The organism is Paenibacillus albidus, assembly GCF_014644435.1.
Taxonomy (GTDB): Bacteria; Bacillota; Bacilli; order Paenibacillales; family Paenibacillaceae; genus Paenibacillus_AQ; species Paenibacillus_AQ albidus.
Genome location: NZ_BMKR01000039.1, coordinates 49,926 through 64,973 on the forward strand (window position 1 = coordinate 49,926; position 15,048 = coordinate 64,973).

At 50.6% G+C, this 15,048-nt stretch carries 16 protein-coding genes; 3 read left to right on the forward strand and 13 right to left on the reverse strand.

The annotated features are described in order from the left end of the window. Positions 1-9: 9 nt before the first annotated feature. Genes IEY53_RS28610 through IEY53_RS28660 form a run of 11 tightly spaced genes read right to left on the reverse strand, consistent with a single transcriptional unit; the run spans position 10 to position 8,732 of the window. Entirely contained in the window at positions 10-837 is an 828-nt protein-coding gene (locus tag IEY53_RS28610) for a DUF5050 domain-containing protein (RefSeq protein WP_189031034.1), read from the reverse strand. Between the two features lie 13 nt (positions 838-850). Continuing rightward, a complete protein-coding gene (locus IEY53_RS28615; protein WP_189031036.1) occupies positions 851-1,078 on the reverse strand; it encodes an EsaB/YukD family protein in 228 nt (75 codons plus the stop codon). An 18-nt stretch (positions 1,079-1,096) separates the two neighbouring features. Next, positions 1,097-1,585 carry a hypothetical protein gene (locus IEY53_RS28620; protein ID WP_189031038.1) on the reverse strand — a complete coding sequence of 163 codons (489 nt, stop codon included), beginning with the start codon at positions 1,583-1,585 and terminating at the stop codon, positions 1,097-1,099. 18 nt (positions 1,586-1,603) lie between these two features. After that, positions 1,604-2,083: a hypothetical protein gene (locus tag IEY53_RS28625; protein WP_189031040.1), complete on the reverse strand. Its 480-nt coding sequence runs from the start codon at positions 2,081-2,083 to the stop codon at positions 1,604-1,606. A gap of 22 nt (positions 2,084-2,105) precedes the next feature. Further along, complete coding sequence (locus IEY53_RS28630; RefSeq protein WP_189031042.1) at positions 2,106-2,321, reverse strand: hypothetical protein; 216 nt, start codon at positions 2,319-2,321, stop codon at positions 2,106-2,108. Positions 2,322-2,347: 26 nt separating this feature from the next. Beyond that, entirely contained in the window at positions 2,348-3,229 is an 882-nt protein-coding gene (locus IEY53_RS28635; RefSeq protein WP_189031044.1) for a hypothetical protein, read from the reverse strand. Beyond that, positions 3,226-4,209, reverse strand: a complete 984-nt coding sequence (locus IEY53_RS28640) for a hypothetical protein (protein WP_189031046.1) — start codon at positions 4,207-4,209, stop codon at positions 3,226-3,228. The genes IEY53_RS28635 and IEY53_RS28640 overlap by 4 nt, the downstream gene beginning before the upstream one ends. Beyond that, positions 4,187-5,653, reverse strand: coding sequence for an ATPase, T2SS/T4P/T4SS family (locus IEY53_RS28645; RefSeq protein ID WP_215185465.1), 1,467 nt, complete (start codon positions 5,651-5,653; stop codon positions 4,187-4,189). Before IEY53_RS28645 ends, IEY53_RS28640 begins: the two co-directional genes overlap by 23 nt. Positions 5,654-5,667: 14 nt before the next feature. Continuing rightward, a complete protein-coding gene (locus tag IEY53_RS28650) occupies positions 5,668-6,495 on the reverse strand; it encodes a CpaE/TadZ family protein (RefSeq protein WP_189031047.1) in 828 nt (275 codons plus the stop codon). After that, on the reverse strand, positions 6,477-7,361 hold the full coding sequence (locus tag IEY53_RS28655; RefSeq protein ID WP_189031048.1) for a flagellar biosynthesis protein FlgA: 885 nt from the start codon (positions 7,359-7,361) through the stop codon (positions 6,477-6,479). Before IEY53_RS28655 ends, IEY53_RS28650 begins: the two co-directional genes overlap by 19 nt. After that, positions 7,362-8,732 carry a CpaE/TadZ family protein gene (locus tag IEY53_RS28660; protein ID WP_189031049.1) on the reverse strand — a complete coding sequence of 457 codons (1,371 nt, stop codon included), beginning with the start codon at positions 8,730-8,732 and terminating at the stop codon, positions 7,362-7,364. Positions 8,733-8,864: 132 nt separating this feature from the next. Here IEY53_RS28660 and IEY53_RS28665 point away from each other — a divergent pair, with 132 nt between their 5' ends. Then, entirely contained in the window at positions 8,865-9,287 is a 423-nt protein-coding gene (locus IEY53_RS28665; protein ID WP_189031050.1) for a prepilin peptidase, read from the forward strand. A 518-nt stretch (positions 9,288-9,805) separates the two neighbouring features. Then, positions 9,806-11,788 carry a serine hydrolase domain-containing protein gene (locus IEY53_RS28670; RefSeq protein WP_189031051.1) on the forward strand — a complete coding sequence of 661 codons (1,983 nt, stop codon included), beginning with the start codon at positions 9,806-9,808 and terminating at the stop codon, positions 11,786-11,788. A gap of 84 nt (positions 11,789-11,872) precedes the next feature. Here IEY53_RS28670 and IEY53_RS28675 read toward each other — a convergent pair whose 3' ends face one another. Both IEY53_RS28675 and IEY53_RS28680 read right to left on the reverse strand, forming a co-directional pair. Continuing rightward, positions 11,873-12,520 carry a deoxynucleoside kinase gene (locus IEY53_RS28675; protein ID WP_189031052.1) on the reverse strand — a complete coding sequence of 216 codons (648 nt, stop codon included), beginning with the start codon at positions 12,518-12,520 and terminating at the stop codon, positions 11,873-11,875. Continuing rightward, positions 12,517-13,140, reverse strand: a complete 624-nt coding sequence (locus IEY53_RS28680) for a deoxynucleoside kinase (RefSeq protein ID WP_189031053.1) — start codon at positions 13,138-13,140, stop codon at positions 12,517-12,519. The genes IEY53_RS28675 and IEY53_RS28680 overlap by 4 nt, the downstream gene beginning before the upstream one ends. A gap of 235 nt (positions 13,141-13,375) precedes the next feature. Between IEY53_RS28680 and IEY53_RS28685 the strand changes: the two genes are divergently transcribed. Further along, positions 13,376-14,875 carry a stalk domain-containing protein gene (locus tag IEY53_RS28685; RefSeq protein WP_189031054.1) on the forward strand — a complete coding sequence of 500 codons (1,500 nt, stop codon included), beginning with the start codon at positions 13,376-13,378 and terminating at the stop codon, positions 14,873-14,875. The last annotated feature ends 173 nt before the right edge of the window (positions 14,876-15,048 follow it).

Sequence of the window (15,048 nt, forward strand, 5' to 3'; positions counted from 1 at the left end):
ATCCTTGCATCACCCGAAATTCACGCGGACAGCCTGTCCCCCGGATAGCGGCATGGTGTACCATTCGCCATGATGGGTAAAGAACAGTTCACCGTCCCCTATCTGCAGACGGTCTGCCCGTTCTCCATAGATCCGGAGGCTTCCGCCATATTGCAGGTCCAGCCTGTAGATGGAGCCTTCATTTCGGGCATTACAGCAGTATACATATGGACCGTCGCTGTTCATGCTAAGCGGTATCAGCTCTTCATACACTTCCTTGTGCCCCGTCTCCGGGTGCAGCAGGGTCAGCGCATAACCGGCCGCTTTATCCGCATAGAGCAGACGTTGTCCGTAGGACTGCAAATACGCTGCCTCTCCCTCGGCCAGCAGCCGCTCCCGGTCTCCATCCGGCGGGCAGCTGTAGATCCCCTGAGCCGTAGCATAATAGAGGGTCTCGCCGAGCTGCGTATAGCACAGTACCGGATGGTCGGTCAGCCGCTCCGGCTTGCGCCCGTCCGGCAGGCAGCGGTACAGCTTGCCGTCCCGTTCATGAATGTAATAGAGACGGCCGCCGGAGAGCCGTACTTCACGGCAGGGCTCATCCAGCAGCACCTTCAGCTCCAACGAGCCGGTGTCTACCCGGCATAAAGCGTTGCTGCGGCTCTGATCGCTGGCGAACAATAATCCGCCTGCTTCATTCATGAACCAGAGCATGCCGGGCAGCTGTGTAACGCTGCCATCGTCCGGGTTCAGCATGTATGTACCGGGCGTTGCCATCATATTGCCGGACAGGTCCGTTAAATAGAAGGCCCCCAGTGTCTGCAGCAGCAGCCCGCCGCCCGCAATATTGTCGCTCATGGTTCCATCCCTTTCATATCAGCGTCAGCAGCGCACCGTGACTGACCCCTTCTTCTTCAAGCGAGCGGGCATTATCGAGTATCCGGCCCAGCGGCTCGGCCTGCAGCCGCTGCTCCCGCTGCCCCGGAAGCTCCAGGGTGTCTTTCAGCATCTCCAGCAGCTCACTGACCGGAACGAGGCTCGGCAGCTTGAGATCCACTTCCTGTCCGGAAGCAAGCAGGGTTACCATCACATAGTTCACACAACATCATCCTCTTGTTCAGTTCTTGACGGACAATACGGTCATCCGTTCACCTTTCATCACATAATCCACATCTTCGCCCGCTTCCCGGGCCAGCCGCAAATACCGGGTCTTGAAAGTATAGGGCACTTCCGCCTTCACATGGACTTCAGTCGTCTCCCGCTCTGTCTGGGGATCTACTTCATGCGTGAAGTCAAGGGTAACGGCAAGGGTACTCTCCTGCCCTTCAAAAACCAAGCGGCCGCCCTCATTCTCCTCAAGCTGCGCCTCCATCGCACTGGCGAACGCTTCGGCGAAGTATTCGGCAAACCGCTCCTCGTCCACTTCCGCGTCCAGTCCGCGCAGCTTCTCATAGCTGAGGCTCCGGTCTTTGGCAGAACGCAGCGCGTTGTTAAGCGACGTACCCAGGACAATCTGCTCACGGGAGAGATTGAATATTTCCATCAGCGGAGCGATCAGGATGGACAGCAGCACGGCGATCAGGACGGATATCGCGAGCGTTCTCATGGCGACCATTCCCCGCTTTTAATCAAAATAGTATTCCAGATCCTTATAATGCTTCAGCCCTGCCGAGGTCAGCGAGAAGGATACCGGAATCTCCTTCCGGATCTCCTGGCCCCACAAGCGGACGCTTAAGGGATAAACGGCGCGGATCGTCACCTTTACCGGCTCTCCCCGCTGGCGGTAAGGTTTCTCGTTCTCCGCTGCATTGGCATAGGTGGTTTCATCATCAACACCACGTGCACTTTTATCATCCTCATTCAAGACCTCGATGTCGATCTGATCCTTGTTGTCACGGTAGATCGGACGGTCCTTCAACCGCTCCAGCGCATCATCATAATAGGACTGCTTGATATAATTGTCACCGGCAGCGACCTGGGACAAATTGAAGGTCTCGATGACCAGCGTCATGTACCACGGGAAGAAAAACACCAGATTGGTGAATACCATGATGCTGGCCGCTACCAGAATTGCCACCAGAAAGGATTTGGCGATTCCCCGCATGGCTGGTGCACCTCCTTAGTGGCTATTTGGTGAACTTCTCGATTTGCTCAATAAACAAAGTCCATATTTGATCGATCCACTCTGAAAGATTGCCTTGTACAGCCGTAATTACAAGACCGATGATCACAATAACCGCAACCGTACCCGCAATCTGCTTCACCCCGATATCTCCGCGCTCTTCCTTCCAAAATGACATTTCCCCGCTGTTCTTAGCTGCCTTCTTCATTTGCTTCTTCATATTGTTTCCCTCCATTAAATTGAAATCTATTGAAACATCTCCAGCGAATCCATCACCAGGAACAGATAATAGATAACGATGTATACAAACAGCACGATAATCAGTACCCACTGGATTCGCGAGTTGCTGCGCTCCCGCCGTATCAGCTCCTTCTCCAGCGCTTCCACCCGGAAATGGTCCACCTCATTTTTGAGATATACCATCTGGGACACGTTGTCATATCCCCTGAGCCTCGTCTCCATAATGTCGCAGAATTTGATGATGTAGCGCAGCGGCACCCGCTTCTTGAACTGCTTCAGTGCAAATTCCTCGCCGTATTCAATATTGTCCAGCATGACCCCAAGCTCTTCAGCCATGTCTCCGCCTGCATGGGGCAGATAGTCACGGACGACATCAGCCAGATAAATATTGATCGATTTGGAATATTGATAATAGACCATGCTGTAAAAAGCCGGAAAATCAAGCGCGATATTGCGGTTTTTCTTCTCGATCCGCTCCTCCAGACTTTTAACCGGATAGATCCAGCCAAGCAAGATGAATAACGCCGTCACACAGCCCAGCAACCGGTTGGCACTGCCCAGCACCAGGGTAAGAGCCGCTCCTCCAGAGGAATACAGCAGCTGGTTCAGGCGGATTTCTTCCGGCAACACGCCCAGCTCCAGCCGGTCAATAATCTTGCGGAACCTCAAGCGTTCGGCGGTCCCCAGCAGCCCGCGGATATAATTCTGTGCGATGTTCCTCTTATAGACCAGCAGCTTCTGGCGCAGCTCCGCATTTTTGCGTTCATTCATAAACCGGCGGGCCCGTTTCTTCTTGCGGCCGCTGACGGGCTTCAGAAGCGGGAACAGAAACAGTTTGATGAGATATAGAATAGAACTGAGCGCACACAGCTTGGCAATAAGGATCATTTGCGGTCACTTCCCATGCCAAGGTTGCCCTGAAGGGCCTGACAACGCGCGAAGCTCAGGCAAATTACACAGATCATCAGCGTATTGATCAGTTTGCCGGGCTGCGTATTCAGCATGTACTGGCGGAAATCATCTACAGACAACGCGTAAATGAAGAACAACAGAACTATTACTGTTTTGATCAGAAAATCACGGTTCATCTTGCGGAAAATATTCTCCTTGCGGGCGTTGATCTCCCGCAGCACTGCATTCTCATCGACAATATCCAGGAAAATATCGGCCATGCCCTTGCGTTCGTTATACTCAAACACAATGGCCTTTTTGGTGAAATCATCGAATTTCGGGCCGAGCTGGCGGTTCAGCAGGGTAATGGCCTGCCGGAAGCTGTAGCCGTTATTCTCGCAGTTGTCGATGAACTGGCGGAAATAGACACGGATATTGGGGCTGATGTACTCATCGCTTTCCATCACCTTTTTGATCGCTACCAGCACACCGTCCCGGGCGAGTGGACAGATCAGATCTTCGGCATCCATAATATTCTCAATGTCCTGGGCACGGATCGCCTTGGACTGCATCACGAACCAGGTCAGAATGCCGATGAAGATAGAGATCGTCACTACCACCGACAAGGTCACGCTTTTCATCAGGAAAACGATCACCAGAGCAACAATCGCAAATGAAATGCACAGCAGTGATGTGAAGCTCTCCAGGGTGACGGGCATATTGAAATCGAGGATCAGCCCTTCAACCAGCCGGTTGTATTTCATCACCGGATTCTCCTTGCGTTTGACAATGCGTTCCCGTTTGATCCGGGCGATGTAACGTTTGGTGTTGTATTTGCCGAGATGATCGGCCACCGTATCCAGCAGATCCAGGAAACCGCGCACGGTCCCTTCAAAGAAGCGGACCTGGAAGATGGCGTTGAACAGTGCGAACGCCGCCCCGCCCAGCAGCAGACTAACGACCAAAGTCATATTCATCGAATACATAGTCCTCCGTTTCCTGCTCCTCCGGGTCCTTCGTCAGAAAGTCAAACCGGCTCCGCTTGATGCCTGCTTTAATCATCGACTCCTGCATCCGTTCCGAGAGCTTGCCTACCCGCTTATGCCTGCCTACAATTCTCACAACCCGTTTGCCGCCTTCTTCCTCCACCACATCATCAAAGATAAATTTGTAGATCGGGTTAATCAGCGGCTTTAGCCCTTCGGACCCCAGAATCTCCGAAATCGAAGTCACCTTCCGGGTACCATCCGCCAGCTTCTCCTGATAGATGACGAACTTGACGGCGCTGCATATATTGCGCAAGGCCAGCTCCGCCGGTTCATTCGAGACCATCAGGTACGCTGTAAGGAAGCGGTATATCGCTTCTTCATCCCCTTCGGCATGCAGGGTGGTAAAGAAGAAGTGCCCGGTCTGCGCGGCCCGCAGCGCCGTGGCGAACTCACCGGGCGTACGCAGCTCGCCGGGGCCGATCCAGTGCGGAGACTGCCGCATTGCATTAATGAGCAGATTCTCCATGGTCGCCGGGCTGGAATCGTCTTCTTCCGGCACCGACTCATACTGCAGCACATCATTGATGACCGGACCGAATTCGCTGCCCTCCCGCCGATGAAGCCGCATTTCGGAAGGATTCTCAATCGTGATAATACGGGACAGCGGATGGATCTCCTTTACGAGCACCTCGTTCAGGGTGGTCTTGCCGCTGCCGGTAGGCCCCACCGTAATCCATGACAGATCCGCCTTCGGGATCAGGGACAGCAGCCGGAACATTTTGACCGAGAAGCTTTGCTCCCGGATCATCATCTCCGGCGTAAGACTTTTTTTGCTGAATTTGCGGATTACGAACGCCGGCAGTTCATAAGGCGAAATTTCCGCATGGGTCGCATTTACCCGGTAACCCTCTACCGTCCGGGCGTTAACCATAGGTACCTTCGGTGTTAGGCGCATTTTGGAGACTCCAATCAGCTTGGAAATGATGCGCTCCATATGCTCGCGGTCACTGAAATGCTGTTCCCAGCGCACGGTTTTGCCGCCGGTCTCCACGAAGATCTGCTCCGGCCCATTGGCACGGATCTCATCAATTAGCGGGTCCTCCATAGCCTCCGTGATAGGGCCATAATGCGTGATCTCATTAACAAGCGCATTCTTGAGGGACTGCAGACCGGGGTAACCTTCCACACTCGGTTTCTGGGAATCCACGAATTCCATGATATAGCCCTGGGTCATTTCCCGTTTGCGTACCGGATCACTCTCCCGCCGGAAGGCATTCGTTGCCGCCTTGCTAATGTATTTCTGACACAGCTCGAGTGCTTCGTCGAAGCTGATCGTCGTGTATTTGTTCTTGAGCACTTCCATATCTTCCTGCTGCTCGCTGTGGTGCGAGAACTTCTGCTGCAATTCGCTTACTTTGGCCCGGGTTAGCAAGGCATAGCCCTCCTTTACTGGTTAATGATCAAATCCCTCAGCCTGGTGATTTCCTTCATAAAAGTCTTATTCTGCAGCGGATGATCCTTGACATACAGCTTGCCATCCTGGGCATAAGCCGTGGCAGCTTTGACAAAAGGCAGGGCTGCGGCGATCTGAAAGCCCATCTGCTTGAAAACCTTGTAATCCATTCCGATCTCGTGCAGATTCATCATAATGACACTGGTGAACTTGGCGGTGCTGATGCCAATGGAAGCGGCAAAATCGAGCAGCCTGGTCATATTGCCGGAAGCCTCAATCCGTTCGGTGGCGGTGAAAAATCCGATATGACAGTGTTTCATCGCTCCGGTGCAGAATTCAAGCGGCGGATTGTAGGGAATATCGACCAGAACAATATCGAACATCCCCTTTAGTGTGGATAGTACATGTTCAATATGCGTGAAATCGAACTCGAAGTATTCTTCCATTAGATCCTGCGGGCTGGGCGAGAGCAGATACAGCTGTTCTTCTTCCGTAGCCGCGATGTCATCCCGCATATCAGCCTTGTCGCTTTTCAGCACCCGCAAGAGGCCTTGGCCTTTCTTGGGCGGGTCCATGCCGAAATGATGATGCAGGTTCGGATTAAAAATCTTGAAATCCACCATGCAGGTATTAAAACCCTTTTGGGCCAGCATAACCCCCAGATTGCTGATTAACAGCGCGTTGTCCGTCCCGTCGCAGGCCGGGAGAAAACCGATGATACTGTAGATCAGCGGACTATCCTGAATCTCCGCACCAACCAGCTCTTTGGAGGAGATTTTGCGGAAGATGTTTTCTAATTTTTTTATTTCTTTTCGATCCATGACTCCACCTCATTTTGCAGGGTTGGCAGCTGATCCATAATCACTGTGCTGCCGCTTCTGCTGAGCATCGTAATCAGGAAGCTTTTGCTTTCCAGACTTTTAAATTTAGCATAGTTGCTGACTTGCTCCCCCGAGCCTTCCAGCAGCAGCGCTTTAGGCTGGATGCTCTTCAGGAAATCGTCGCTTTTCATGACTTCCTGGCGTTTGTCCTCACTCAGCTTCAAGACTTCTTTATATACTTCGTAGATGGAGTGGCTGTTGGCGTTAAGCATATCTTTGACGACGATGCTGTCGAACAAAATTTCCGTCTTCATCGTCTTGGACTGCGACTGAGCGAATACAGCATTCGGATTGGCGCCTGCTCCCTGGGGAGGTGTTTCTTCCGTCTCGTAGGATACGCGGATCCGCACACGGTCGCCCGGCATCAGAATATCGCCTCCGGCCTCCAGGAAATTATAGGGCAGCGTAACCACTTCCTGCTTCTCATCCAGCTTGTAGAGCCATTCATTCTTCAGCGGTTTCTCATCCAGCAGCTGATCCTGGTAGAGCACACTTTGGTCGCGGATGTAATATTTGGTGAACTTGCCCAGTACATCAGGCAGCTTCTCCGCCAGCACCATATCCTCCGAATACTCTTGCCGGATAATTTTATAGGTCTCCACCTGACTCTCCGTCAGCACTGTAAAAGCAGGCAACCCACCTTTTTCCGTAAGCCGGAGCACCTCCACAGTATCACGGGCATCTTTGCTTGCATTGGAAATGATGATGTAAGAAATAACAATGACGGTAAGGCTGAACAACACCGCCGCGATTTTTTTGAACAGGTTCCGGTTCGGAGCCACATTCTTTACACTTCTGATATCCATTTACCCCGAACCCTCCATCAATCTGAGAAGTATCTTGCCAAAAGCGCTCTCGAACTCCGCCCCGCTGTTCACCAGCGGAATATCGCTTTCGATCTGCAGGTCGAAATCCTGATGGTACGGCACGTAACCGGCGAGCGGCGGCTCAAAGCGGAAGCTGTCACTCAGGCCGGAGCCAAGCAGTTCACTGACCTTCTCCGGCGCGAACAGATCACTCCGAAAACGCAAGCTGTGATTATAGCGGGTAACAATTACTTTAGTCTTGGCATTCAAATAGGAAGCCGAATCACGCTCCAGAACCAGCTCGATATTGCGCAGTGTGCTGAGCACGGAGTACAGATTGTTCGGCACACATAATCCAAAGGTATCCATATGTATCAATGAACTTTCTAGCGTACGCATAACGTCCAGCGGCAGATCCAGCACCACCAGATTGAAGCTGCTGCGCAGCGCCGACAGCATGCCGGCCAGCTTCTCGCTTGTGAGGAACTGCCCGATCGCCCGCTTGTCCTGAAAGCCATAGCTGAGTGTGCTCATCCAGAGATTCCCCTTAACGTGAAAAGCGCTCTGGCGGTAATCCTGCGGCCTTGCCAGCATGCGGATCAGCGAGCTGCCGAGATGCTCGTCCCTGCGGGCCTGTTCGTCAAAGCCGCTGAAATACAAATTGCTCCCTCTGTAATCCGTATCCAGATCAACAAGGATAGTATTCAGGCCGCGCTTGGCCGCCTCCGCCGCCAGATTCACCGCCGTGCTTGTCAGGCCGCTGCCCCGGTGACCGGTGACCGCAACCACCCGGCTCATTCCCCGGCTGATATTCGCCAGCTCCCGGGACAACGGGTCCGTCGCGGCAGGCGCTTCTCCCCCCCTTGGTTTGGAGCGGAAGCGGTCCAGGAAAGAGCGTTTCTTCCCGGCAGGTTCACTTACCTGTCCTGTATCCGGCCCCCCGCTTGCCTGCGGATGACGTTGAGCACTGCGCCCGCCTTCCTTGAGACGGGCGAAAGCTTCTTCGATCAATGGAAGAGGCAGCCTGGGCATATCATACGCCAGCACACTGAAGCCTGAATACTGTCTCCTGAGGGCGGAGGATACTTCAGTATGCAGCGGGTCTCTTGTTACCAGTACAACCGGAACTCCAGTATCCATACGGGCACAAAGCTCAAGCACCGCCTGGATAACCCGCCTTTCTGCGGCCAGTCCATCCGGCAAGGCCTCATCCGTGATTAGCACAGCTTCAGGCCCCGGTGCGGTAAGGTTATGTATGAACTCGGGGGTTTCCCGAACCCGCAGCTCCTGATGGTTCACAAGTGTCCACGGGGCGGCGGCATGGACAGACATCAATCCGTGACTTGTGCCGGCCAATAGAAGTAACCTCATCTTCAATCCTCTTTCATTGTGAAATAACATAAACCTTGACGCGGAACGACTTATTATGAGAAAATTTTCCATAAAACGACACAAAAAAGCTATGTATAATCCAAGCACACAGAACCTGAGGCGGTGCCCGTTATGAAACTCTTATTATTGTCCAGCTTGCTGATCCTCTTAATCTTATGCAGTCTAAGCGACATCCGCTGGCGGAAGATTCCCAATTCTCTGGTAATCTTGATTCTCGGTCTGGGTGTTCTTCATATGCTCCTGTACGGATCTGTGCTGAACTCCGTTACCGGATTGCTCCTTCCCGCAGCGCCGCTGCTGCTTCTCCGCCGGTACTATAGTTCCATCGGAGCAGGCGATATCAAGCTGATTGCTACTGTAGGCGTATGGCTGGGCGGACTGCTGAATCTATCGCTGTTCATGGCCGCTTGTCTGCTCTGCGCACTGGTGCTGCTCTTAAAGCGGGCTTATACGGACCATTTTCCCCGCTCCGTGCCTTTCGCTCCTTTTCTGGCCATTCCGGTCATTATGAGTATTCTCTGGGTTATGTATTAACTTATTCCAATTGGGAATATTTCCTTCTGATCTTTAATTAATCCAATCGCATACCGTTTGAAACAGGTCCTTTTGTTTTTTTTGGATGATAGTGAATATGAAGTAAATCACATTCTATCATTCACTTGGATAAACTTCCAGTAGACCTCTTGATTAGCAGATTCCATTGAATTTGCAAAAAATAGGTTTATTTCAGCATATACAGCCTGTTAAGTAGTCTATTCTACCCAATATAGAGTTCCCGCATTAGTAATGTTTAGCTCTGAGGACACGGCTTCCGTGTAGAATCGACACGAATAATATCCAGACTATTACATTTCGTTGAATGCCGCTCATTAGAACTATTTTTCTTATAAAAAGAAGTACTGTTTTCAATTCCTGTTCCTGGACGGGTGCCGCACCTGAATAATAAAGAAAGATTCACGAAAGACTCCGTTTACATTCAATTTAAACTCTCCTGATAGATTGTCAAAGTTACAACCGCCAGGAATCGAAACAAATAAATGGAGGAACGTGAAATGAAAAGTACAGGTAATACGGCAGAGCTGACATCAACGAATGCACAAGCTTTTATGAACGAATTTTTTGAACGGGGTGAGATTAAAGAACAGTATGCAGGAGCTGCAGTGGTGATCGTCAAAGAGGGTCAGATTATTCTGGAACAAGGGTACGGGTATGCCAATAAAGAAAAGCAGCAAAAGGTAGATCCGAATAGCACTGTATTCCGGGTCGCTTCTGTTAGTAAATTGTTTACGGCAATTGCCTTAATGAAGTTGGTAGAGCAAGGAAAAGTCGGTTTGCAGGATGATATCTCCAAATATCTGGGTGATCTCAAACAGGATAATCCTTATCCGAATCCAGTTACGATTGAGCAATTGCTGACCCATACGACCGGATTTGAGGTCCGCGAAGTCCGGCCAGAAGATACGCACACCGATTACGAAACCAGAGTGGATCTCGCTGATTATGTCCGCCTAACCTTGCCACCAGTTGTCCGGGAACCTGGAACTACTTATATGTATGATAACTTTGCCTCTATGCTGCAAGGATATATCGTAGAGAAGATAAGCTGCATTCCCTTCCAGACATACGTCGAACAGACCATCTTCCAACCGCTCGGGATGAATAACAGCAGTTTTGAGTTTCAAGGCAAATTAAGAGAAGCGCTCGCCACGGGCTATGGCCTGGATGGAAATCCGGTTCCGGATTATGCCTATTATCCTACCGTAATGCCCCAAGGCGGTATGCTGTCTACTGCCGGTGATTTCGGCAAATTTATGCTGGCTTTTCTGAATGGCGGCCATACGGGTTCCGGGCACTTCCTCTCTGACCATACGATCCGGGAGATGATGCAATATCGTTCTTATATCCATCCCTTGCTGCCTGACAGCGCCTATGGCTTTGAAGCCCCTCCACAGTTGCCCGGTGCTGGCGCAAGCTCGCATATCTTTGTAAAAGAAGGCGGCATGGATGGATATGGTGCCTATATATGGTTTATACCCGAACAGAACACAGCAGTCTTTGTCGTTCATAATCAAATGGGGCGTATACGCGATACCTTTTATCCTGCGTTTATGAATCACTTTTTTCCACAGTATGGTGAAGCCGCCACAATAGACTCCGACAATGCCAAGAAAGAAGACATTGGTTACAGTGGTATTTATACTGATCCCCGAGTTAGATCTTTTGTAACCATAATCTCGCCAGCCGGAAATGGTGATTTTTGGTTGGAGCATACGATGCTGCCCAAACAAAAACTAAAGCAAACAGCCAACGGAATATATACAGATGAGCAGGGCAATTTTGCAGTGTTTAAAGAGGGCAAGAACGGAAAAGTCTATTTGAAGTATTATGGCCTTACCGATCATTATATGATACGGACTCAGGGCCGGGGGTTCATCGATGTTGCTGCGGATCATCCTTATGCTGAATATATTAGAGGGCTGCAGTCGGTGGATTTTTATGAAAATGATGCTGTCCTTTCGTTTCAACCGGAACGGCTTGTCACCCGCGGGGAATTTATTCGTGATTTCTTTGCTCTGTTTGGGATACCCGGAAGCAATAATCCGGTCATGTTCCAAGATGCCGTGAACCATCCCCATGGCAAGTATATTCAACTCGCGGCGGAGGCCGGGATTGTGCTGGGTGACGGGAAGGGAATGTATCATCCGGACAGACCTATAACTCGACAGGAAGCCGCTCTTATTGTGTGGGGACATGTCTCCTCTCCCCAATATCCAGAATCACTCCATACTGAGGTCAAGCTGTCTGGAAATACGGATGAACTCGCTATTCCGGCAGTCAAGCTGATGGCGGCGATCGGCTACTACGGTCCCCAGGCCAAATTTTTGGCGGATGGCTCCATAGATTTCCAATCACAAGAGCCGTTAAGTCACCAGGAAGAAGCCGCGATTCTTTATAAAATCCTGTTGACCCGGCTGCTGCCGGACGGTTCTATTGATTTTGAATCGCAATTCGGGCAAACTTCACCTGCCTCTTAGGCGTGAGAACTTTATACTATCAGTATTAAAAAGACGGCAGTCCATCCAAATATTGAATGGCTGCCGTCTTCACAAAAAATTATTTTATAAGAGCTTCTTCCCGATCGTCCGTCCCACCTGCCCCAGAATTCCCGTCATGGATGCCGGGTCATGCACATCATAGTCGTCTATATTCAGCCGCAGCACCGGACAAGCCGAGAATTCGTTGATCCAGACTGAATATCTGCGGTGCATTTGCTCCCAGTACCCTACATCCGTCTGGATCTCCATTTCCCGTCCCCGTTCCTGAATCCGCGCCAGGATCGACGGCAGGCTGCCTTCAATATAGATCAGCACATCCGGGTGCGGGAAATAAGGCGTCATGACCATAGCCTCATAAAGGCTGGTATATGTCTCATAGTCTGTTTTAGACATCGTGCCCTGATCGGCATGCATTTTCGCGAAAATACCAGTGTCTTCATAAATGGACCGGTCCTGGACAAAACCGCCGCCCATCTCGAACATTTTCTTCTGTTCCTTGAACCGTTCGGCCAGGAAATAGATCTGCAGGTGAAAGCTCCACCGCTCGAAATCATGATAGAACTTTTCCAGATACGGATTGTGGTCGACCTGCTCCAGCGACGTTTGAAAACTCAAATGCTCCGCCAAAGCGGCAGTCAACGTTGATTTGCCGACGCCTACGGTTCCAGCTACAGTAATCAGCGCGTTTTTCGGAATATGATAGGGGTTCATTGGATAAGCTCCTTTACCTTGGCGGAAATTTCTTCAAACTGCAGACGATTCTCCACAAAATCAATGGTATTCCCGTCAATGGTCACAATCACGGTGGATGGCTCCTGAACAGCCAGTGAAGCCATGGCGACGTCGTAATCTTCAATCAGCTGCTGCAAATAACCCTTGTCGATGCCCTCTTCAAAAGAACGGCTTCGTTTGGCGATTCTTGACAAAAGCGTATCCAGATCAGCTTTGATATATATAATGATATCGGGCCTAGGCAGATCGTCGGTGAGGATGTGGTAAATTTGCCGGTATTTGTCCCGGTTGATCCCCTTAAGGGTACGCTCGCTAAAGATGAGATTCTTATAAATATGATAATCCGAGATCACGGGTTTTCCCTTGGCAATGTACTGGCCGATTGTATCTTCCAGCTGCTTGTAACGGTTGCACAGGAAAAACATCTCCAGCTGAAAACTCCAGTCATCCATATTTTGATAAAATCTATCAATGAACGGATTCTCCTCGACAATTTCCTTAATAATAGGCAGATTCAGTTCCTCTGCGAGCAGCGAAGACAACGTGGTTTTACCTGCTCCGATCGGACCTTCCACTGCGATAAACGGTGCTTGTTTCATTGATGCTTGTTCCCCCTCAAATCGGTAATGCGCTCAAAAACAGACTGAATTATTGTATCACAGCAGACCTTGTTTTCGCATAAAAAGTTTCCCGCCTTCGTCCGCCGCCAGCCTATTTACTGGAAATTATCTGAACAAAATTTGCAACATTTCCCATGTGCATGCGTCTAACCTCTTAGGTCCCCTTACCTCTTATGCTGTTTATACTCTAAATCCAGTCAAAAGGAGCTTATCTATGAAAAAACGACCCTTCTTTCTAAGTCTCATCTTGGGACTGACTTTAACCGCAGGTGCATCCGCTGCCGCAGCGGACACCACCTCAAACGGATCCAATTCAACCCTTGCCTCTTTTGAGCAAGATTCCCTCACCAAAAAGGACGGCAGTTACTGGGTCTGGGGGGCGCTCCAATCCGTACCTACACAAATTCCCGAACTCAGCGGTGTGAGCGCCTCTTTTGGCAACGGTCTGGTCCAGAAGCAGGATGGTTCTGTATGGCTGATCCAGTACAATTATCCCAACCCTGCGATTACTGTGAAGCCAGTGCAAGGCGTAAGCGATATTAAAGGTACGTTTGATTATGGCCGGACGCTGGCCTGGAATGCAGAGGGCAAAGTATTTACTTCCACCGATGCTTCAGACCACTGGGACCTCACTTCCTTCTCAGCCGTTACCGGGATCGACAACGTAACCGATATTGCAGGATACTATGAATCCAACGACAAAAATGGCGACGCACGTTTCATCTTCCTGAAGAAAGACGGCACGGTCTGGAAAGATACAAACGACTTGGCCAACTTCTCACAGGTACAGAACCTGAGCAATATTACGCAAATCGCTGAAAATGTGGCCCTCAAAAAAGACGGCACCGTCTGGACCTGGCCGGAACGTTTCTCCGGTAAAGGCGATCTGCCAAGCACACTGACCGCTACTCAGCTCAAACCTTTAAGCAATATTAAAAGCATCAAACATAATCTTAATTCTTCCCTCGCCATCGACAGCCAGTCGCGCCTATGGTTCTGGGGATCAACCATTACCGGATATTCGGACGGCACCCTCTACACGGACAACCCCAATCCGGTTCTCCTCACCGGCGTGAAGAACGTAAAGGATGCTTTTGTCGTGGAACGTACACTGGTCGTCTTAACAGGGGATAACAAGGTCTACACGACCTCTATTGAGCGGGCGAGCATGCCTGCAAATGCAGAGTTCAAACTGCTTGTTTCGGATATCAGCACCGTGAAGAACGGCCCCCGCCACATTATTATGCAGATGACAGACGGTACACTGCTCGGTTGGGGCGTAAACAAAAACGCGGAACTGGGTTACGGGGACTACGAATTTGAGCATACCACCCCAGTTCCGGTGCAAAAGCCCATTTCCGTTTCCTTGAACGGTGACAATGTGGCGATGACCAATGGTGTGATTACACGCGGTGGACAGAACTTTGTGCCACTGCGCTCCGTATTTGAGAAGCTGGGGGCAGAGATCACATTCGATGGCACCAGCAAGCTGGCCACTGTGTCGCGAAAGGGGGAAGGCGGGGCGCCTGTGACCATCACCGTAAGCGCAACTACAGGCCAAACGATGCTGAACAATGCTGCCGTCACGCTGGATAACAAGCCATTTAACGTGAACGGCACGCTGTACCTGCCGCTGCGTTTCATCAGCGAGAAGCTGGGCGCTACTGTGGAATGGCAACCTAAAGAAGAGCGGATTGCGATTACGTTGAAATAACATTCTAAAACATGAAAGCTACAACTCTTTTCTAATGGGGCTGTAGCTTTCTTTATTAAGTTGTAGTTTCTAATCATAAAGTAGCATTTAGATGAAATGACGGGTTTATTCGAGACTAGTACCTTGACTGCATCAAATTTCAGGGTACAAATGTTTCAATTTGCCTCTGGCCT